Here is a 19,591-nt window from a genome sequence, read left to right as displayed (position 1 = left end):
TCGACATTCGATTTGGTCACAAACGAGTAAAACGGATAAGGATCGGGTGTCTCTGCCTTAGAATTCATTGCCTCTTTTCCCCAATCGCAAACCAGCGGATTGCGCCTGTGATGAATTATGTATGTGACAATTCCTTGACGACCCGCGCAGGATTTCCGGCCGCGAGCACCCTCGGAGGAAGGTCTGTGGTCACAACCGAACTTGCAGCCACAATCGTTTCGTCTCCAATTTTGACGCCTTTAAGGACAATCGAATTCATCCCGATCCAGCATCGATTCCCGATCCGGACCGGCGCCGCGCCTATGTCTAGAGCGGCCACAACGCTTTTGTCCCCCAGCATCCGACGAAACTGAATTTCGCGCTGAAAGGGATCTGTCGGATGGGAGTCATTATCAAAAATCTGCACCCCATGCGCGAGCAAGGTCGCTTCTCCTATATCCACTGCTGCTCGCGCGGACACGATTGCGCCGTCACCGATATAAGCATAGCGGCCAATGCGGATTTTCCCGCCTGCTTCAGCGCGCAAAATGCCTCGGATTGCAGACGGGCCATCAATCCTGACGCAACCGGGGTCTCCAAAGTTGACCAGACGCGCCTGCGCCGAAAGGCGCACTTCACGTGCGACTTCAGCCCCAGCATCGAAACGGGACCACAGCGCTACCAGGTGGCGAACCACTTGCGGATCTGCAGCCGCACCGGATGCTTCGATCAGCGCGCGCGCATCATCTTCGCTTGTTACACGCTGGAACACAAAACCGTCGGCAAAGGCATGGTCGCTTATTGACATTGGCCCGCGGATCAAACTTTGCCTCCATAACCAAACCTGACGTTAACTTCGCGGGCCGGTTAAATCCTTACGTTGTGACTATCCAGACGTTTGTTTAGATGCAAGGAAAAGCGAAGGCAATATCATCAAGGTCGTAACGGTGACACCGCCCGAAGCCAGCGTTGGGTCATCGGAGAAAAAGAATGCGCATAGGTCTGAGGCTATTCTACAATCCCGGCTGGATGGGAGGTGTCAACTATGTGCTCAACATAGCGCGGATGCTACGTAGCCTGCCGCCTGAAGAACAGCCAGAAATTATTTTCCTGACAACTGCGCCACAATCAGAAGAGATTGCACACGCCCACACCAGCCTCGCGGATGCGATTGCACCGTTTGCTTCAACGCGGCAGCTGGGTCTCGACTTTGTGTACCCCGCCACGCAACTTCCGGAAGCTCCTTTCGGCGCTCCCTGGGCTGGCTGGATTCCCGATTGGCAGTGCCAGTATCACCCGGATATGTTTCCCGAAGAAGAGCGCGCCCGCCGCTATCTGCAGTATCGCGAGATCGCCAGGCGGCCGGTGGCTTGCATTTTTTCCAGCCAGCAGGCCATCGACGACACGCGCAAGCTGCTGAGCGAAGCTCAGGCAACCTTCTGGGATGTGTTTCACTTCCCCGCTGTGTTCGACGAGGAAACCTGGCTGCGTCCTGAAGTGGACATTGCAGAAACCCGCAAGAAGTTTTCGGTACCCGCCAAGTACCTGATCGTCTGCAATCAGTTCTGGCGCCATAAGAATCACCTCGCCGTTGCCGAAGCATTGTCCAGGGTGCCAGAACTGGATGCACACGTGGTCATGACCGGCGCATTGGAGGACAGCCGGTGGCCTGATTATGCTCAACAGGTCGAGGACTTACTAAAACAGCCGGACGTCGCGCGCCGCGTAACGCTCACTGGCCGCATCAGCCGGGATGAGCAACTGAATCTGCTACTGGGCGCGTCAGGCTATATTCAGCCAAGCCTGTTCGAAGGCTGGAGTACGTTTGTCGAAGAAGCCCGCGCACTCGGACTGCCAGGGCTTCTGTCAGACATCCCTGTTCACCGCGAGCAGTCCCCCGAAGGTGGTATCTTCTTTGATCCGCACGATGCCGGTGCGCTGGCATCATCGCTATCAGCCTTCTGGGGATCCAGCCCGCTTCGCCCCAGCCTGACTTATGCCCGGCAGAAACACCAAGCCTACACCTTGTCTGCAGCCCGGAAGTTTATGTCGATCGCCCATCGCGCGCGGCAGGCCTACAGGTCTGAATTGCACGATTCATCAGCGATCCTTGCAAAGGCAATACCCGACTTGTTTGACGAAATCGGGCAAAACCCGCGCTTTGCACGATCAGACTTCGACCGCTGGCTAGCCAATGCTCGCCTTCTCCTTCGCGAACACCCTGAAGACCTTGCGCGAATCGCGGCACATGTTTGCAATGATGGCTCAGCATTCTCAAAGGAAACGGAAACCCTGCTGGTGAAGGCTACCCTTGGAAAATGCACTCCCGACATCCGGGAGCGGTTTGCGGCCTTTAATGCAAGTCTAGAGAATCTGGAAAATACTGCAGAGCTACAGAATCTGCAAAAAAAGCTCGCCAACCCTCACGAAAAGGCCCTCATGGGCTTTCTTCATCTGGCATTCCGCGTAGGCGATAAGTTTGGGCGCCTTGTCCGGCTGGGAGGAAAGCGAAAATGAGCCAGAAGCCAGCCCCACCTGCTGTCCACATCCGCCCTGAACGCGGCGCGGGCGTACTGAACCCACTGGAGATCTGGAAGTTCCGGCGCCTGCTCAGACAGATGATTTCGCGAAATTTCCAGACGCGGGTCGCGAGTTCGCCGATGAGCTTGGTGTGGGGCTTTATCCGACCGGGCATCATGACTTTGGCGTTCTTGTTCCTGCGGAATGTCTCAGGCGCCGATTTTGGGACATCCGTTCCCTACGGACTTCACATTTTTACAGGACTTTGTCTTTGGTTCCTGTTTCAGGACACGGCTGTTCAGGTCGCCGGCTCAGTAGCAACAGACTCGGCGCTCAGCCAGAAAGTGTACTTCCCGAAAGTTCTCAGCCCGATCGCCATGGTCCTCTCCCGATGGATCGATCTAGCAGTCATTTCGGCGGCTGTGGCTATCGTGCAATTTGCGATGGGCGTGCCATTCAGCCTTCACATTGTATATCTTGCACCAGCAATGGTCACTTTGCTGCTGCTAGCCTTTGGCCTTGGTGTCCTCTTCGCCGGGCTAATGATCTACCATCCCGATTACCGGAAGATTCTCGAAACCATTCTTTATCTCGGTCTATTCCTGTCTCCTGTATTGTTTTCTAAAGAAATTCTCCCCACAACTGTTCAGGAATACTATCTTGTTAACCCAATGGTCGGCATACTGTCTGCTGTGCGCGGTGCCATGTTCGAACCGGAACTAATCGACTTTTTCGCGTGGCTAGTGGCAGCGGGCATATCAGTTGCCCTTTCGTTAGCAGGTCTGATCGTGCTGTCGAAGGCAGCACGCAACAGTGCAGAGAAAATCTGATGAACTTAACTCTACGCACAATGCCCGGGCAGTCAGCGCGCGAATCGGCGCAGCCTGACACGGCTCAGCAGATTATGGTCGATGTGCGGAATCTGTCGAAACGCTACCAGCTTACTTCTACAGACGCAAAAAAGACTGGCCAGCGCGATTTCTGGGCGCTGAAGGACGTATCCTTCAAACTCGAGGCCGGCGAACGCCTCGGCATCATCGGTCACAATGGCGCCGGCAAATCCACGCTGCTGAAAATTCTCTCGCGGGTCATCAACCCGACTGCCGGAGAAGCGTTTCTGTACGGGCGATCTTCCTCCCTGCTTGAGGTAGGAACGGGCTTCCAACCCAGTCTCACCGGGCGCCAGAACATCTACATGAATGCCGCGCTGCATGGCATGAGCCGCGCAGAAATGGATGACAAGATCCAGGCGATCATTGATTTTTCTGAAATCGGACAGTTCATCGATGAGCCGGTTCGGACCTATTCGACAGGCATGCGCTCCCGGCTCGGATTTTCGGTGGCCGCGCATATTGACCCGGAGATTCTCATGCTGGACGAGGTCCTGTCTGTAGGTGACGCCGCCTTCCAGCAGAAATGCCTTGGCCGGATGGATGAACTGACTGGGAACCACCGCACTCTGATTTTCGTCTCGCATTCCATCGGTGCTGTGCGCAGGTTTTGTGATCGCGCAATCTGGTTGAGCAAGGGCGAAGTCGTGATGGACGGTAATGTGCGCGATGTGTGCGATGCCTATGAGGGTAGCACCATGAACATTGCGGCCACCTTTCAGGCACCGATTCAATCCGCTATCTCGCGCAATGTAGAAGCATCCAAGACCCAGAAGGCAGCGCTTTTTGATGAGATGGCAAACGGGGATGTGGCCGCTATCGTATCGGCCAAGGTGATGGACGAGACCCATCAGCCGGCACGGTCGCTAAAAATCGATCAGAAGGCGCGCATCGAAATTTTATTCGACGTATTGAAGCCGGGATTGCGGATAGAGCCTGCAATACACTTCAGAAATGACAAGGGCGAGATGATGTTCGTTGTCGCCTATACCGATCCAAGCATGCCCGATGCCTTCAATGAAACCGGACGTTTCCGGACGATTACGGAGCTTCCCGCCAATCTGCTTAACGAGGGGGTGCACTACGTCACCATTGGTCTTGTTACCGCAGATCCGCTCGTGCGCCATCAGATGGTCGAGAAGGCTATCGCCTTCTCTGTGTACGAAGTGATCGGCGACACGACCAAGGTAGCGCGCGGACGTTACGCACGTTCTTTCCCGGGCGGGCTGCGACCTCGCCTGGATTGGACAACAGAGCGCGCTGATGACTGAGACTAACGGCATCGCCTTGTTTGATGCGCCCAATTACCTTGAAATAAACGCGGCCCGATGGGCGCTGGCAGAAGATGTAATCGCCTCTCTGCGCGGCGCAGGACTGGCGATGGAAACCGCCTATGATCTTGGCGCCGGCCCTGGCTGGTTTGCCGAAAAGCTGCTGCGCAGCGGGTTGGATGTCGTCGCGCTGGAGGGCCGGGAGGCCGTAGCCGCAGAAGGCCGCCGGCGCGTACCGGGAGCCAGATTCGAAGTGTTCGACTTCGACGCCTGGGGCATGGACACTCTGCCTCCGCCGCGGGATTTCTCGCTCGGCCTTGGTATTCTCTACCACCTCGAAAATCCACTAAGGGCGCTGCGCATGATGGGCGCGCTGACGAAGCACGCTCTCCTGCTCGAGACCATGACTTTTCCATCAAACCTGCCGCTGGCTCGGGTCATACGCGAAAACCCGAACGCAACGCAGGGGATACTTCCTCTAGCGCTATTGCTGAGCCCGAAGGCAATAGACCAGGGGCTGTGGGCCGCTGGCTTCAGCCATGTCTATCGGTGCACACGGCCGGTGGCACATGATGACTTCCGCGAGTTGCCGGACCGGTTTCCACGCCGGCATATCTGGCTGGCAGCGAGGCGCGAACTCGACATAAAAGGATTCCAACGGGCTGAGACGGAGGAGCCCCGGCGTGAAAACTACTGGCAAAGGTAGCCCGGCGACGCCGTTGGTGGTGATTGCAGGTGGCGGAGGCTTTCTCGGCTCTGCGATTGCTCGCCAGTATATTGCTCACGGGTGGCGCGTGGTCACGCTGGGACTTGGTGGGCCAACTGGCCAGACCGGACGGCAGGTAGTCCATCACGAGGGGTTGATCAGCCGGGACCTGTTGAGCGCTGCGATGCGCCAAAACGGCAAACCGAATCTCGTGATACATTCTGCAGGCGGAGCTTCTGTCGGCCGCTCCTGGGAAGACCCGCGCGGGGACTTCGAACTCTCGGTCGCCAGCACCGCCGAAATCCTAGATTTCCTCCGTCAGGAAGGCAAAGGCGCGTCCCTGCTGCTGGTTTCGTCTGCGGCAATCTATGGCAACCAGCACAAAACCACGCTGAGCGAAACCGATCCGGCGATGCCTGTTTCGCCCTATGGCCTACACAAACATATCTGTGAGCAGCTGATTATGGGCGAGGCGCGGATGACCGGGCTGGCTACCGCAATTGTGCGCCTCTTTTCGGTGTACGGCGAAGGCCTGCGCAAGCAGATTCTCTGGGACATTCTTAACCGTGCTCCTGCCAATTCTGAAGCAGCCATGGAACTGTGGGGACACGGTGGAGAGACGCGCGACTTCCTTCACGCAGACGATGCGGCCGACCTCATCCGGCGCGCGGCAGCAGCAGCCCGGCCGGGCGAAACCTGCATTTTCAACGGCGCCTCGGGCCGTCCGGTCAGTGTCCGCGATCTGGCTGCGCAACTGCTGAAAATCGCTGGTCACGAAACGAAGCTGGTTTTCAACGGCCGCCACCGCGAAGGCGATCCTGAGCATTTGTGCGCCAATCCTGCCCGCAGCTTTACAGAGTTAGGCTTCCGGCCTGGCATTCAACTGGGGGAGGGCTTGAAACGCTATGTAGAATGGTTCATCCGTCAATCTGGGCCTGAGTAGTGATGTAAATATAATGGGTATGCCATGACAAACGAGGCTAATAGTTTATCGATCGTTTGCGGAACCTACAATCGGCGCGACCAATTAGAACGCCTCGTCAACTCGGTGATCCGCGAAACCAGAATTCCCTACCATCTTTACATAACCGACGCCGGATCAACGGATGGAACGGTCGAATACCTTCGATCCGTAACCAGCGACCGGATTCATCCCGTTTTTGTTGGCAAGCGACTTGGACAGGCACGCGCCTACAATGATGTCTTTATGCGTGTCAAAACGCCCTATGTGTGCTGGGTCAGCGACGATAACGAGATCGTCGATCAAGGGCTCGACAAGGCTGTGGAAATTCTGAAACGGGAAAGGCGTATCGGCATGGTCGGGCTGAAGGTCCGCGATATGATTGGACCGTTCGTGAAGGCGCCTTATATAGGTGGCGTTTCGAGTATTGGGATTCTAAATGTCAATCAAGGCGTTCTGCCTACGGAGGTTCTGCATGCGCTCGGCGGCTTTAGCGAGGATTTCCGAGATTACGGCATCGACCCCGATCTTACAGCAAAAGTCCTCTTCCTCGGCTTTGATGTCGTATACACTCGCGATGTAGCTATCCATCACTTCCGCAACTGGTCGGAGGACAAGGAAAGCCCAGAATACAAGACGCTGCAGGAGAAGCATGATCGCTTTCGCAAGCTTTATGAAGAGACATACCAACCGTACAGCCAGAGTTCCTGGCTATGGTCGAAGAAGAAACAAATCTGGGAATGGGCTCGTGGCCGGTTCGCCAGCAAACTTGATCTGAATGTCAACTCCGAAAAACCCGTGTTCGGCAACCTGCCGCGAGACTACTACAATACTGTGATGGCCAAACATATCAGTCTCGCCGACCCGCTTTTCAGTTTTGGCAAGCCCTACCACTTAAGACAGAGGTACCGCGGGAAGCGGCCGCCTGTTCAACTGATCTGATCCCACTTCAGCGAGCGGAGCGTGGCAAACAAATGGATTGGCATACGGAGTGGCTGGCTGCAGCACGCCGTGCAGCACAGGTGCGCAAGAGTTTTTGGCGGTCGCAGCGTCGCAGGAGTTCGGAAACCCGTCTTGTTTTCCTTGTCGGCGACAGTATTCTGAACGGTGATGAAGATGCGACCGGCTTCCACATTGTGGACTTGTTCAACTGGCTCGCCGTCGAGTCTGGCGCGGTATGGCAAGCCGCAGTTATTGGCGGCGATAACGCGGACGTGCTATACGGGGCTATGGACGTGCTGTTGCCCCAAACAGGTGACATTGCAATCCTGCAGGACTGCGGTCCCCGATCCGAACAGTCACAAGGTGTTCGTGCGCTCTGGACTGCCCGGGCCTTGCTGGTTCGGCAGTTCGGTACCGAACTTGCACTTATGACATCTGCTTGCGGGTCAAACTGCCCAATACATCTGGACTGGAACACCCCCCTGCCTCCCGATGGTGCGACGGCGAATGACGCTGTGCGCGCTGTTGCGCAGATGCTGGAGGTCCCATGCTTCGATTTTCAGTACATCGCTGCCAACGCGGGTCTGCAAAATCTGTTTGCTGATGACGGAGTGCATCTTGCTCCGACAGGCGCAATTTTTCTTAGTTGCGCCTTGCTGGCGTTCATCACAGGGCATGAAGTTTCAGAACAGCATATCCTTGCTTTTCATAAGCATCAGAACTTAAAGGCAAACCGCAATGAGCTGATCTCCATCCACCGCGCCATCTCCAAGGCCGCATGCGTGAGGATGCTGACTTCCTGATCTCTTTAGGTGAAGCGCACCTCCGGGATTCTGTTCGGATTTGGACAAATACGTGTCAAAAATGCGCCGGATTCGCGTCGCCCGAAGCAGATTCCAAACATGTCCTCTCTGCGTTTTTTTTTATGAGTTGAACCCCTCATTGAAACTGTTTACTCGACAAGGAGCAGAAGCGGTGTCGCCGATGCAACGAAGAACGCAGTGTTAAGGAGACTTTCGATGTCGGATCGTCAGCTTATTGTCGATAGTGTTAAAATTGGTGACAATGAAGATATGTACGTGATCGCCGAGATCGGCCAGAATCACGAAGGTGATGTGGAAAAGTGCAAAGCGCTTTTTGACTCTGCAAAACTCTGCGGCGCCCAAGCTGTCAAACTGCAGAAACGGGACAATCGGTCCCTTTACACCAAAGAGTACTACAATACTCCGTACAACTCGGAAAATGCATACGCCCCCACATATGGCGAGCATCGTGAATTCCTTGAGTTCGACCGCGACGAGTGGATCGAACTGCGGAATCACTCGAAGAAGATCGGCATCACGCTTTTCTCTACCGCTTGGGACTACAAGAGCGCAGACTTCCTCGAAGATCTCGACATGCCGATGTACAAGATCGCATCGGGAGATCTGAAGACCCTTCCGTTGATCAAATATGTAGCTTCCTTCGGAAAGCCTCTGTTCGTGTCGACGGGCGGCGCATCGCTTGAAGATGTGCGGCGCATGTACGACACTATTGCGCCGATCAATCCGCAGCTGTGTATCATGCAGTGCACCTCAGGCTATCCGCCGACCTTCGAGGAGTTGAACATCCGGGTCGTGGAAACTTATCGCCGTGAATTTCCGGATATTCCTATCGGTTTCTCGTCTCATGACAGCGGCATCGCTATGGCTCTTCTCGGCTATATGTGCGGGGCGCGGGTGCTGGAGAAGCACTTTACGCTCAACCGCGCCTGGAAAGGCACAGACCAAGCCTTCTCGCTGGAACCCAACGGTCTGCGCCGGCTAATTCGGGACCTGCAGCGTGCCCGGATTGCGCTCGGGGATGGCATCAAGCGAACCTACCCGTCGGAGATCGCGCCGCTAATAAAGATGGGCAAGAAGATCGTTGCCTCGCGTGATCTGTCAGCCGGCCACATTTTGACTCTGGCTGACATCGCGATCAAGTCTCCAGGCGACGGTGTTGCACCCTATTTCCAGGACGTCATGGTTGGCATGAAGCTTAAGTCATCGGTGCGGGAAGACGAGAACATCACCTTCGAGCACCTCGGCACCACGGAAGAAGCTGCCGTGAGAGCTTTGAGCGAGGCCTGATATCACTTGAAAGACAATCTTCGGAGCACTATCCGCAAATCGGATCTTTATGCGCCGCTCCGAAGGTGGCGTTTAAGTCAAACAGTCCGGCAGCCAGGCTACCTGCCGGACTGGGCAACCTTGATCGAAGGCAATGCGGCGGAATGGATGGCGTCGGTATACTCCGCACGCGGGCCTAAGGTGTGTATCGCTTCCAGTCTCGGTATGCATTCGACTATCAACACTATCGATAGCCTCATCGCTGTAGCGCTGACCCTTCGCGGCGCGCGGGTCGAGATATTGCTTTGTGACGGCAGACTGCCAGCCTGCCAGCTGATTGAACATACGCTCGTCCCCAGCGTCCGGCGCGCAGCACAGCGCGGACCCCAGGCGGATTTCTGCGCAATCTGCACGGACGCTGGTAACCGCGTGTACACCCCGCTCGGCCTCCCTGTCCGAAGCTTCGGTGATTATCTTTGCGCGGATGATATGCTTGACTCCGACGCGTTCGCCTCAGATCACCACAATTCTGAACTAGATGAGCATGCGCTGGCTGGGGCCCTTCGCTTCTTTGGAAAGTCAACACTCGGCAACTCTGATGCCGAAATCCAAATACTGAACCGCTACCGGCAAGCAGCATTCCTGGTAGACAGGGCTGCTCAGCGCCTGTTTGAGGAACGTGGTTATGACGTTGTTGTTGCTCATCACGGTATATATGTGCCGCAAGGCCAGATCGCCCGCGCGGCCAGAGCCGCTGGCAAGCGCCTTGTAACCTGGCACCCGGCCTATCGACGCAGCACACTTATCTACCAGCATCGCGATACTTATCATCGGGAAATGATTGCTGAACCAGAATCGCGATGGGGCCCCCGTCCCCTTACCGAGGCAGAAGACAATGCACTGGAACGGTACCTGACAGAGCGAGAAACCGGCGCGACAGACTGGATACGGTTTCAGCGGCAAGCACCTCAACCTGAACGCAAAGTCTGGGACAAGCTGAAGCTTGACCCATCAAAGTCCACCTTCCTTCTCGCCGCCAATGTCGCCTGGGACGCTCGTTTGCACTATCCGGGTTCGGCCTATGGCGACATGATTGCGTGGACACATGACACAGTTGACTGGTTCAGCCGGCACCCAGAACGGCAGCTGATCATTCGCTGCCATCCAGGCGAAATAATGAACAGCCCGCGCGCGCAGCAGCGCCTGGACGATGCGATCCAGCAAAGGTGGCCACAGATGCCGCCCAACATCCGTGTGATTACACCCGAAATGACTGATAACACCTATGGCTTGGCAAAGATCTGCCGGGCGCTGCTAATCTACAACACCAAACTCGGAGTTGAAATCGCCGCACGCGGCCTTCCTGTTATCGTTGCCGGCGATGCATGGATCCGCGGCAAAGGATTCAGTCATGATGCAACGGATCGAGACAGCTACCTTTGCTTTTTGGAAAACGCCGAAATGATGGTGCGGCTTTCTGCATCCGAGCAAGATCGTGCTCGTCGTTACGCTTATCATTTCTTTTTCCGGCGCTGTATCCCGGTTTCGGCTCTTGACCCCAACGCAGGATGGCCGCTTACAACGCTCGCGTCCGGGGCGTTCGCCGCTGCGCACCCTGGGGCCGATCCAGGTATCGACACCATCTGTTCGGGAATCCTCACAGGAACACCATTCGAGTATAAACATTGATGCAATCAAGCTCTCGTGCACTGACCCATCCAGAGTTTGCAGAACGCGCCCGCAAGGTGCGTCTGTTGGCGATAGATTTTGACGGCGTAATGACGGACAACTACGTTTATGTGTCGGAAGATGGCACTGAAGTTGTGCGGTGTTCCCGGTTGGAGGGGTATGGCCTCCGCCGCGCAATGGCAGCCGGCGTGCACTGCGTGATTATCTCGACCGAGGAAAACCCTGTCGTCTCGGCGCGTGCACGAAAACTGAAGATCGCCTGCCATCAGGGTGTAGAAGACAAAGTAGCTGCCCTCGAAGCCCTGCTTTCGGAGCACGGGTTTGGCTTTCAGGACGCGGCCTTCATCGGAAACGACATCAACGACCTGGGTGTTCTGGGCAAGGTGCATCTACCAGTCATCGTGGCGGACGCTCACGAAGATCTTGACACGCTGACTGCGTTCAGAACTCTGAAACCCGGCGGCCAAGGTGCCGTGCGTGAGGTCTGCGACGCCATCGCCGCCGCCAAAGGCGGCTAGTCTCTCAACTCGTCCAAGCGAACAGTTCCCATGACTCCTGCTCCCACTCCGTTCGCTCTCGATGGACGCACGATCGTTGTAACAGGCGGCTACGGCCAACTCGGTCGTGCCATCACTCTGGGTTTGCTGCAAGCCGGAGCTGCCGTGGCTGTGCTTGAACCTGCTCCATCGGATGACAAAACTGCAGCATTTTTCGGCGCTCACGCTGCCAACCCTAAGTTGGGCGTGTTTGCAGCAGATGTCACAAGGCGGACCACCCTAGAAGCTGCTCTTTTTCTTATATCAAAGCAGTTGGGAGTACCCTATGGGCTCATCAACAATGCCGCATTGGACAGCCCACCGGATTCACCCGCTTCCGAGAACGGGCCGTTCGAAGATTACCCGGAAGAATCCTGGGACAAGGTCATGTCGGTCAATGCCAAAGGCGTTTTCCTGTCCTGCCAGGTCTTCGGCAAAGCCATGGCGGATAACGGTGGTGGCTCGATAGCTAATGTTGCCTCGATCTACGGAACGGTTTCGCCGGACCAGGCGCTCTACCAGTATCGGCGGGACCGTGGAGAAGTGTTCTTTAAGCCAGTCGCGTATTGCGCCTCGAAGTCAGCGCTTTACAATTTCACCCGCTACCTCGCCGTCTATTGGGGGCCGAAGGGCGTGCGCGCCAATACGCTGACTTTTGCGGGGGTCTATAACGGGCAAGATCCCGAGTTTCTGGAACAGTATTCCCGGAAGATACCGCTGCGGCATAGCGGGAGGGAACACCTGCACTCAATGGCAACCCCTGGTGACTATGTCGGACCTGCGATTTTTCTGATGTCCAACGCGTCGGCCTACATGACGGGCGCCGACCTTCGGATTGATGGCGGTTTCTTGGCAATTTGACCCGGATAGCGCCGTAGCTGGCCTGCCCACCTTGCCCGCACTCCCTAAAATCGCTATCGATAACCGCCTGCAATACAGCGGGCTTTTTAGATATTGGATCTGAGGTTGATCGTGCACAGTAGACCATTTTATGCTCTCGCCTTTGTTGGTCTTTTGATGATTTCGGCTTGTGACATGCCGTTACTGAAAGGGTCTGATCCTGACGAAACTGCCGCACCCGCATCGCTTCCTCCAGCTACGGTGGACGCTGGCGCCGCACCGCAGACCGAACTGAAACCCTCGTCGGAACCATTTGTTTGGAAAGCAATCGAGCCTTCAGTCGTTGAGGAAGGCCCTCCAGTCCGAATCAATTCGTCCGAAGGGTATGCCTTTGCCCTGTTCAGCGACACTGCTGTTGCCCCCGGCGATACAGGTATTGCTACGATCGAAGTGAACGGACCCGCAGAGCGCTATCTCACCGCAATCCTGCAAAGACACTGCGATACCGCGAATGGTTCGGATGCCACGTCGGAGAATTTCCTACTCGCTGGAGGTGATGAGACCTTCATTGTAAGGCACACATTCGAGACCGCTTATAGCTGCCTTCGTCTCACTCTTCGCAGCCAGGACCTGCAGCCGCTTGAGATTATCGTAAACGACGTGAGCCTCGTAATCGAGCGCTCGGGTGAGCAATAACTTCTACCATATCGTCGCTTTTGTTAGCGAAGACTGCTGTTTACGAGGGGCTGAGCGTATTTATGGGTTTTTATGTACTTCAGCGATGCCAAACAGCCGGTAGATTGAGAAGGCTGAGGTAATGCTGACGTCTTTCGACCCGCAAAACGTCCGGTCCTTAGTGAACGGCGAAGCTCTGACATCTGGGTCGACACAGCCGATCCTGAGCCCTCATGATAGCGCTGAGGTTGGAAGGCTGCACCTGGCCGATGCGAGCACTGCGTCGGCTGCAGTGTCGGCGGCCCGCGAGGCGCAAGCATCGTGGGCGGCGGTCCCTGCAGTACAACGCGGCGCCATATTGCATAAAGCCTGCAACCTGATCGAGGCACGAGCGGAAGAGTTGTCCAGGATCGTGGCATGCGAGGCAGGCAAGTCTCTAAAGGACGCTCGTGGGGAAACAGCCGGCGCCATTCTCTGTGGCCGTTTCTTCGCCGGCGAAGGTCAGCGTATGTTTGGCCGCACTATGCCTTCAGGCACCCCGGAGAAGTCCGCGATGACTGTCCGCCAGCCGTGCGGCGTCGCTGCCCTGATCACCGCTGCCAACACGCCTGCGCCGAACTTCGCCTGGAAAGTATTTCCCGCGCTGGTCTGCGGCAATTCGGTTGTCCTCAAGCCCGCCGAGGAAACGCCTGTTTCGGCAGACTGGATGGCCCGTATACTGATTGGAGCTGGCATTCCGCCGGGAGTGCTGAACGTAGTTCATGGCCTTGGCTCGGAAGTCGGGCCGGTCCTTGCCAGCCATCCCGGCGTGGATGTAATCTCGTTCACGGGCTCGACACGGGTCGGACGTCTGATTGCCGAACAAGCTGGGCGGGAACTGAAAAAAGTATCGCTAGAACTTGGCGGCAAGAACGCCTTCATTGTGTGCGACGATGCTGATATCGACAAAGCTGTGCACTGGGCATCGCTTTCGGCTTTCTCCAACGCGGGGCAGCGCTGTGCGTCCGGCAGCCGCTTCATAGTCATGGACAATGTCTATGATGATTTCGTCAACCGTTTTGTCGCCAAGGCGAAGTCGCTCCGGCTTGGCGTGGAAGATGACTGCGACCTCGGTCCGGTCATCAACCTGCGCCAGCTTTCTGCGATGCTAGCCGCTCTGGAACGCGCCAAGGCGGAAGGCGCGGAAGTGCTGTGCGGGGGGCAACGGGCTGAAACCGCTGGACTCGGCAACGGATTCTATCTGAACCCTACTCTCGTGACTAACCTGCCACCCCATTCGCACATGGCTCAGACAGAGCTGTTCGGTCCTATCGGCATCATCTTCCGTGTCGGGAGCTTCGAAGAAGCAATCAATCTCGCGAACAACTCGCCCTACGGCCTTACGGGCGCTATCCACACACGGAGCTGGGACAGGGCATGGACCTTTACTCAGCGTCTGAGCGCCGGGATTGCCGTAGTCAATGCTGGCACGTTCGGGTCGGAGCCACACATGCCGTTTGGCGGACTTCGCAATTCTGGCAACGGGACCCGCGAACCCGGCACGGAAGCGCTGGATATCTACACAGAGCTCAAAGACATCTATCTCATTACTGAGCCGGAGCGCCTCTGACGCCATGAGCGCAACTCCCGAATGCATAGCCCTCATTCCCGCACGCGCAGGCTCCAAGCGCGTCGCGCATAAGAATATTGCGCCGCTCGCTGGCCACCCCCTGATCGCCTACACCATCTGCGCGGCTCTCGATTCCGGCGTGTTCTCCCGCGTTGTGGTGTCTACTGATTCTGAAGAGTATGCTGCGATTGCTAGGTACTATGGCGCAGAGGTCCCTTTCCTGCGGCCGGCTGAAATCTCCGGCGACAAGTCACCCGACATCGAATGGATTCTCCACGCTCTGAACCACCTGAGAAATCCACAGGAAGAAGTGTTCGAGTGCTTTGCTCTACTACGCCCTACAAGTCCCTGCCGCAAACCGGAAACGATTCGTCGCGCCTGGAGCCAATTCATCCAGCAGACTGGTGTCGACAGTCTGCGTGCGGTTGAGCTCTGTGCGCAGCACCCTGGCAAGATGTGGATCGTTCGCGGTGACCGCATGCATCCGTTGATGCCCATGACCCATGAGGACGCTACGCCCTATCACTCGAGCCAGTATGCGGCCTTGCCGAAAGTATATGTCCAGAATGCCAGTCTCGAGATCGCGTGGAGCCGTGTGGCACTCGAAGGCGGCACAATTTCCGGAGAAGTGTTGACGCCGTTTCTAACGTACACTGACGAAGGGCTGGACGTCAATTCTCAGCACGACTGGCGCATGCTCGAGGCAATGGTTGATGGGGGAGAAGCAACGCTTCCAACTGTCAACATGCCCCCGTACTCTAAGCGTTAAAACAAAAAAGGAGGCCTCAATGGGCGATCTGGTCACTGAAGCCGTTTCTGGCTCGTTATGTTTCGCTGGGCGGGAGGAGTTCGTCCGCATTCTCCAATCAAATGCCGGCCCCGCCGAGCGCACCGCACTGTTTGCAGAACTCGCCCGTCTGAACACGCTTTACATGATTGCCAACGCCGGTTCTGGCCATATCGGCTCCAGCTTCTCCTGCATGGATATCGTCAGCTGGCTTTATTTGAATGAAATGAAGGCTGAGGACCTTTACTTCTCCTCAAAAGGGCATGATGCGCCGGGACTGTACGCTGTTCTAACCGCACTCGGCACGCTGCCTTTCGACAAGATTCACCAGTTGCGCCGGCTGGGTGGATTGCCGGGACATCCGGATGTTCACGTTGGCGGTATGGTGACCAATACGGGCTCCCTCGGCATGGGCATCTCGAAGGCGAAGGGGATGGCCTTTGCGAACAAGCTGCTCGGCCGGCCGGGTCGTATCTACGTCATGACGGGCGACGGAGAACTCCAAGAAGGCCAGATATGGGAATCCCTGATCTCCGCAGCAAATGACAAGGTCAGCGAAATCACAGTGATCGTAGATCACAACAAGATACAGTCGGACTACTCTGTGGAACGGACCTCCAGCCTTGGAGATCTGCCGGCAAAATTCCGCGCATTCGGATGGCACACGCAGGAGGCCGACGGGCACGATCTGGAAGCTCTTGCCAAAGCGCTGGCGGCTGCGAAAGCTGAAACGCAGCGGCCCAGCGTGATTATCGCGCACACGGTGAAAGGCAAAGGCGTGTCATTCATGGAAGGCGCCTCTATCGATAGCGATGTCGAACGCTTCCAGTTTCATTCCGGCGCGCCAAAAGCCGACGACTATACCCGCGCAGCGCAGGAGCTGATCTCACGGGTGAATGAACTGGCTCAGTTGTCCGGAATATCGTCGATCACCTACCAAACCGTTGAACGCCCTGCCGCCCCTCCCGCAGGCGATGCTGTTCGCTTGTTTCCTGCCTATACCGCAGCACTGCTCGATCAGGCGCAGCGCAATGGCAAGATTGTTGCGCTCGACGCCGACCTCGTGCTCGATATGGGGCTGGAGCCTTTCCGCGATGCGTTTCCAGACCGCTTTGTAGAATGCGGCATCGCTGAGATGGACATGGTCAGCCAGGCGGGCGGCATGGCTTTGCAGGGATTGCTGCCTGTCGTGCACTCCTTCTCGTGCTTTCTCTCGACACGGCCGAACGAGCAAATCTACAACAACGCGACCGAAGACACAAAAATTGTCTACGTCGGCGGACTATCTGGCGTCCTGCCTGCCGGTCCCGGACATTCCCACCAGTCCGTACGCGAAATTTCCGTACTCGGATCAATTCCCAATCTCGTGATGGTCGAGCCGGCTCACCCGGATGAGGTCGGCCCCCTGCTTGATTGGTGCCTCAACACGCACGACGGCCCATCCTTCCTCAGGCTCGTCTCAATTCCGTTCGAAACCCGCTACAAGCCTACTGCAGGAAAGATCGTGGCAGGTCGCGGCACAGTCGTCCGGCAACCTGGTGAGGCTGTCATTGTGACGTCGGGACTGGTGGGCGTGAGCCTTGCCATGGAAGCCGCCGCCTTGCTCGACACCAAGGGCGTATCCTGCGGCGTCATCGCCCTGCCCTTCCTGAACATCGTTGATAGAGGCTGGCTTGCCGAAGTGGCCGGCGCATCTAAATCCATCATCACGCTTGATAACCACTATCGCCGGTACGGCCAGGGCGATGCCATTGGCATTGCACTGGCCGAACAGGGCGCGCTCAATGGCAAATCTTTCGTCCGCCTGGGCCTCAACGCAACTCCGCCGTCTGGAGCAAACGCCGAAGTGCTTGAGGCCGTGGGATTGAACGCAGTTGAAATCGCCAGAGCGGCGGCGGCGACCTTGCCAGCACGATGAGCAGGTAAACTCGGACAACCCCGTATCAGACGGCATCGGCTTTTCGGCCGATCTGCTAGACAGGTCGATCGTCCGGCCACAATACTTGCAACCTGACATACCCGGCATATAAAGGTTGGTGTAATTCTATCGACGTTTGCAATCGGAGCTGACATGCGCCTTGAACGAGACTCAAGCCTGGACGGCGCGATCCGGCGCATTGGCTACAAGAACATAGCGGTTTCCAGCTTTGTGAATATCGGCGCAGGACGAGGCGACGACTTGAGTTTTTTTCTGCGCCATTGGCCCGGCATGAAAAGCCTGCTTATAGATATGGATCCGCGTTTCCTCGACGGCTGGAAATCAATCGCCAATAAACATCCGGGTACTGATTATGTTGTATGTGGCGCCTCTTCAATAGACGGCACGGGTCAGTTCCTGAAATCGAATGACGTAGGCGGCGCGCTTTTGTCGGCTCCCGTCGCAGCCGGTAATAGCGTGACGGAGACACCTCTTCGCCGGATCGATACGCTCGTCGCGGAATTCAATCTTCGGCCTCCATATTTCCTGAAATTCGACACCCACGGCGTTGAAATCGATATTCTCGCTGGCGCGGTGGAGACACTGAAAAATACCAGTCTCATCATGATGGAGGTTTACAATTTCAAGCTCAACTTTGTGGGCGGAAGGAATCTCACCTTCGACGAAATGTCCCTTCATATGAAGACGCTCGGCTTTCGCTGTGTGGATATGTGCGATCCGCTGTTCCGCCCAGGAGATCTGGCGCTCTGGCAAATGCATATGCTATTTATCCGGGATGATCATCCCACATGGAAGAGATCATCTTACTCTGCGTAGAGGACCGCCAGCGAATGCCACCTGCACTGATTCACTATCACATTCCCAAAACAGCCGGCACCAGTCTGAAACGTGCGCTTGAATCCTGGTACGGTGCACTGATACGCGAATCGCAGTCAAACCTCGATGAACTGGACCTTTCCAATTCATGCGTTACCGGCCATTTTGGTGCCCTGCTTACTGGCCATCCAAGCAGCCTTCTGGATACGTTTTCCGGCGCCGTATCGAATCCAAATTTTCGGGTCATAACGATCCTCAGGAACCCCTTGGATCACCTGCTATCAGCCTACTATCACCACCAGGAGAAAGTACCGGCAAAGAATATCCGCTCACTGAGAGAATTTCTGATAAGGCACAATCGCTTCATGTATCGGCATTCGCTACAATTCAGGCCGGATGTCAAAGCTGATCAGGTCTTGAAATCGTTTCTATTCGTCGGCGACGCCGCCGACATGCAGGGGACTCTTGGATATTTGTCTGAACTTCTTGGAAAAATCCATCTACCGGCAGTAAGGCAGAATGTCGGTGACCGAGACATCCAATACACACAGGTTACTAAAGCTGACCGTCAAAAAATTGAAAAGCTGCTCAGTCCGGAGTTCGAGCTTTACGAACGCGCGCGGGAAATGATTGCACGCAAGGACTTTACAGGCGCACCCGACGCGCGACTTGAGCAGTTCTCCTATGTCAATCCATGCTCCGAGGATCCGTTTCCGGGTGACGGATTTCTCGACGAAAGTGTCGTCTCACTTGGGCCTGAAGACCAAGGTTCTACTCCAGAGATTGCTTTTGAGATTATCGACAAGAAAAATCAGCGGATACAGGAGCAATCAGATATCATTGCCAGTCTGAATTCACAGCTTGAACAATTCACCGCTCAGGCAAATCACCTCAGAGAGGAAAACTCAAAACTCAAAGACGTTGTGGAGTCCTTTCGAACTGCTGCGCTGAAGAAAGCCGAATTGGTCTCAGCGCTCAGGAAGGACGCTGCAACGTTGATATCACGACTGACCACTTGCGAGCTCGCATTAGAGAAGGCGAAACAAGCTGCCATCCTTGAAAAAGGTACCATCAGTTCACTGATGTTCAAGGTTGAAGACGCTTCCAGCCGGCTGGCGCAATCTGACGAAGCGCTCCATGCGTTCAGAACTCTTTCTGAAAATCAGGCTAGTAAGATTGCGGCGCTTCGAGAGAGAATTGAACGCCTGAATGTAATTCTCCCTGAAGGCAAGTGATACACGAAGCTGAGACTCAAGCCTGCAATCGGTTGACCGGTCTGCAATTGGTGCCGCAATCGACATCCAAAATCGCTTTGCGTCACACAGCAGGACTGAAGTTCCG

At 56.0% G+C, this 19,591-nt stretch carries 18 protein-coding genes; 17 read left to right on the top strand and 1 reads right to left on the bottom strand.

Translation table 11 applies throughout. From position 1 onward, the window contains the following. Nucleotides 1–115: 115 nt before the first annotated feature. Nucleotides 116–787: an acyltransferase gene (locus KG722_RS14780; protein ID WP_213272841.1), complete on the bottom strand. Its 672-nt coding sequence runs from the start codon at nucleotides 785–787 to the stop codon at nucleotides 116–118. Between the two features lie 182 nt (nucleotides 788–969). On the opposite strand from KG722_RS14780, the gene KG722_RS14775 reads away from it, so the two are divergent. From KG722_RS14775 to KG722_RS14695, 17 genes are all read left to right on the top strand, one after another. Beyond that, a complete protein-coding gene (locus KG722_RS14775; RefSeq protein ID WP_213272839.1) occupies nucleotides 970–2,496 on the top strand; it encodes a glycosyltransferase in 1,527 nt (508 codons plus the stop codon). Beyond that, entirely contained in the window at nucleotides 2,493–3,329 is an 837-nt protein-coding gene (locus tag KG722_RS14770; RefSeq protein WP_213272837.1) for an ABC transporter permease, read from the top strand. Before KG722_RS14775 ends, KG722_RS14770 begins: the two co-directional genes overlap by 4 nt. Beyond that, nucleotides 3,329–4,660 (top strand): polysaccharide ABC transporter ATP-binding protein, encoded by a 1,332-nt coding sequence (locus KG722_RS14765; protein WP_213272835.1) that lies wholly within the window; start codon nucleotides 3,329–3,331, stop codon nucleotides 4,658–4,660. The genes KG722_RS14770 and KG722_RS14765 overlap by 1 nt, the downstream gene beginning before the upstream one ends. Next, nucleotides 4,653–5,366: a hypothetical protein gene (locus KG722_RS14760; RefSeq protein ID WP_213272833.1), complete on the top strand. Its 714-nt coding sequence runs from the start codon at nucleotides 4,653–4,655 to the stop codon at nucleotides 5,364–5,366. Before KG722_RS14765 ends, KG722_RS14760 begins: the two co-directional genes overlap by 8 nt. Beyond that, entirely contained in the window at nucleotides 5,344–6,309 is a 966-nt protein-coding gene (locus KG722_RS14755; RefSeq protein ID WP_213272832.1) for an NAD-dependent epimerase/dehydratase family protein, read from the top strand. Before KG722_RS14760 ends, KG722_RS14755 begins: the two co-directional genes overlap by 23 nt. A 24-nt stretch (nucleotides 6,310–6,333) precedes the next feature. Further along, on the top strand, nucleotides 6,334–7,269 hold the full coding sequence (locus KG722_RS14750) for a glycosyltransferase (protein ID WP_213272830.1): 936 nt from the start codon (nucleotides 6,334–6,336) through the stop codon (nucleotides 7,267–7,269). 32 nt (nucleotides 7,270–7,301) lie between these two features. Then, entirely contained in the window at nucleotides 7,302–8,072 is a 771-nt protein-coding gene (locus KG722_RS14745) for an SGNH/GDSL hydrolase family protein (protein WP_213272828.1), read from the top strand. Nucleotides 8,073–8,288: 216 nt separating this feature from the next. Next, nucleotides 8,289–9,380, top strand: a complete 1,092-nt coding sequence (locus tag KG722_RS14740) for an N-acetylneuraminate synthase family protein (RefSeq protein WP_213272827.1) — start codon at nucleotides 8,289–8,291, stop codon at nucleotides 9,378–9,380. A 6-nt stretch (nucleotides 9,381–9,386) separates the two neighbouring features. After that, nucleotides 9,387–11,048 (top strand): hypothetical protein, encoded by a 1,662-nt coding sequence (locus KG722_RS14735; protein ID WP_213272825.1) that lies wholly within the window; start codon nucleotides 9,387–9,389, stop codon nucleotides 11,046–11,048. After that, the gene (locus KG722_RS14730; RefSeq protein WP_213272823.1) at nucleotides 11,048–11,566 is read left to right on the top strand and encodes a haloacid dehalogenase; all 519 of its coding nucleotides are present in this window, start codon (nucleotides 11,048–11,050) and stop codon (nucleotides 11,564–11,566) included. Before KG722_RS14735 ends, KG722_RS14730 begins: the two co-directional genes overlap by 1 nt. Nucleotides 11,567–11,596: 30 nt before the next feature. Then, nucleotides 11,597–12,445, top strand: a complete 849-nt coding sequence (locus KG722_RS14725) for an SDR family oxidoreductase (protein WP_213272821.1) — start codon at nucleotides 11,597–11,599, stop codon at nucleotides 12,443–12,445. 105 nt (nucleotides 12,446–12,550) lie between these two features. After that, complete coding sequence (locus KG722_RS14720; protein WP_213272819.1) at nucleotides 12,551–13,120, top strand: hypothetical protein; 570 nt, start codon at nucleotides 12,551–12,553, stop codon at nucleotides 13,118–13,120. A gap of 121 nt (nucleotides 13,121–13,241) precedes the next feature. Continuing rightward, nucleotides 13,242–14,708, top strand: a complete 1,467-nt coding sequence (locus tag KG722_RS14715) for an aldehyde dehydrogenase family protein (RefSeq protein WP_213272817.1) — start codon at nucleotides 13,242–13,244, stop codon at nucleotides 14,706–14,708. 4 nt (nucleotides 14,709–14,712) lie between these two features. After that, entirely contained in the window at nucleotides 14,713–15,477 is a 765-nt protein-coding gene (locus tag KG722_RS14710) for an acylneuraminate cytidylyltransferase family protein (protein ID WP_213272815.1), read from the top strand. A 19-nt stretch (nucleotides 15,478–15,496) separates the two neighbouring features. Further along, the gene (locus tag KG722_RS14705) at nucleotides 15,497–17,413 is read left to right on the top strand and encodes a transketolase C-terminal domain-containing protein (protein ID WP_213272813.1); all 1,917 of its coding nucleotides are present in this window, start codon (nucleotides 15,497–15,499) and stop codon (nucleotides 17,411–17,413) included. 153 nt (nucleotides 17,414–17,566) lie between these two features. After that, on the top strand, nucleotides 17,567–18,250 hold the full coding sequence (locus tag KG722_RS14700) for an FkbM family methyltransferase (RefSeq protein ID WP_213272811.1): 684 nt from the start codon (nucleotides 17,567–17,569) through the stop codon (nucleotides 18,248–18,250). Next, nucleotides 18,223–19,485, top strand: a complete 1,263-nt coding sequence (locus tag KG722_RS14695; RefSeq protein ID WP_213272809.1) for a sulfotransferase family 2 domain-containing protein — start codon at nucleotides 18,223–18,225, stop codon at nucleotides 19,483–19,485. The genes KG722_RS14700 and KG722_RS14695 overlap by 28 nt, the downstream gene beginning before the upstream one ends. The last annotated feature ends 106 nt before the right edge of the window (nucleotides 19,486–19,591 follow it).

This window comes from Hyphomonas sp., from assembly GCF_018402285.1.
Taxonomy (GTDB): Bacteria; Pseudomonadota; Alphaproteobacteria; order Caulobacterales; family Hyphomonadaceae; genus Hyphomonas.
This window is presented reverse-complemented; position numbering and strand designations above follow the sequence as displayed.

What these genes read in the sequence shown, in the direction of transcription:
- KG722_RS14710 (WP_213272815.1), top strand. Translation starts at nt 14,713, where the DNA reads ATGAGCGCAACTCCCGAATGCATAGCCCTCATTCCCGCACGCGCAGGC.
- KG722_RS14730 (WP_213272823.1), top strand. Translation starts at nt 11,048, where the DNA reads ATGCAATCAAGCTCTCGTGCACTGACCCATCCAGAGTTTGCAGAACGC.
- KG722_RS14715 (WP_213272817.1), top strand. Translation starts at nt 13,242, where the DNA reads ATGCTGACGTCTTTCGACCCGCAAAACGTCCGGTCCTTAGTGAACGGC.
- KG722_RS14765 (WP_213272835.1), top strand. Translation starts at nt 3,329, where the DNA reads ATGAACTTAACTCTACGCACAATGCCCGGGCAGTCAGCGCGCGAATCG.
- KG722_RS14770 (WP_213272837.1), top strand. Translation starts at nt 2,493, where the DNA reads ATGAGCCAGAAGCCAGCCCCACCTGCTGTCCACATCCGCCCTGAACGC.
- KG722_RS14760 (WP_213272833.1), top strand. Translation starts at nt 4,653, where the DNA reads ATGACTGAGACTAACGGCATCGCCTTGTTTGATGCGCCCAATTACCTT.
- KG722_RS14750 (WP_213272830.1), top strand. Translation starts at nt 6,334, where the DNA reads ATGACAAACGAGGCTAATAGTTTATCGATCGTTTGCGGAACCTACAAT.
- KG722_RS14780 (WP_213272841.1), bottom strand. Translation starts at nt 787, where the DNA reads ATGTCAATAAGCGACCATGCCTTTGCCGACGGTTTTGTGTTCCAGCGT.
- KG722_RS14745 (WP_213272828.1), top strand. Translation starts at nt 7,302, where the DNA reads ATGGATTGGCATACGGAGTGGCTGGCTGCAGCACGCCGTGCAGCACAG.
- KG722_RS14775 (WP_213272839.1), top strand. Translation starts at nt 970, where the DNA reads ATGCGCATAGGTCTGAGGCTATTCTACAATCCCGGCTGGATGGGAGGT.
- KG722_RS14700 (WP_213272811.1), top strand. Translation starts at nt 17,567, where the DNA reads ATGCGCCTTGAACGAGACTCAAGCCTGGACGGCGCGATCCGGCGCATT.
- KG722_RS14695 (WP_213272809.1), top strand. Translation starts at nt 18,223, where the DNA reads ATGGAAGAGATCATCTTACTCTGCGTAGAGGACCGCCAGCGAATGCCA.
- KG722_RS14705 (WP_213272813.1), top strand. Translation starts at nt 15,497, where the DNA reads ATGGGCGATCTGGTCACTGAAGCCGTTTCTGGCTCGTTATGTTTCGCT.
- KG722_RS14725 (WP_213272821.1), top strand. Translation starts at nt 11,597, where the DNA reads ATGACTCCTGCTCCCACTCCGTTCGCTCTCGATGGACGCACGATCGTT.
- KG722_RS14740 (WP_213272827.1), top strand. Translation starts at nt 8,289, where the DNA reads ATGTCGGATCGTCAGCTTATTGTCGATAGTGTTAAAATTGGTGACAAT.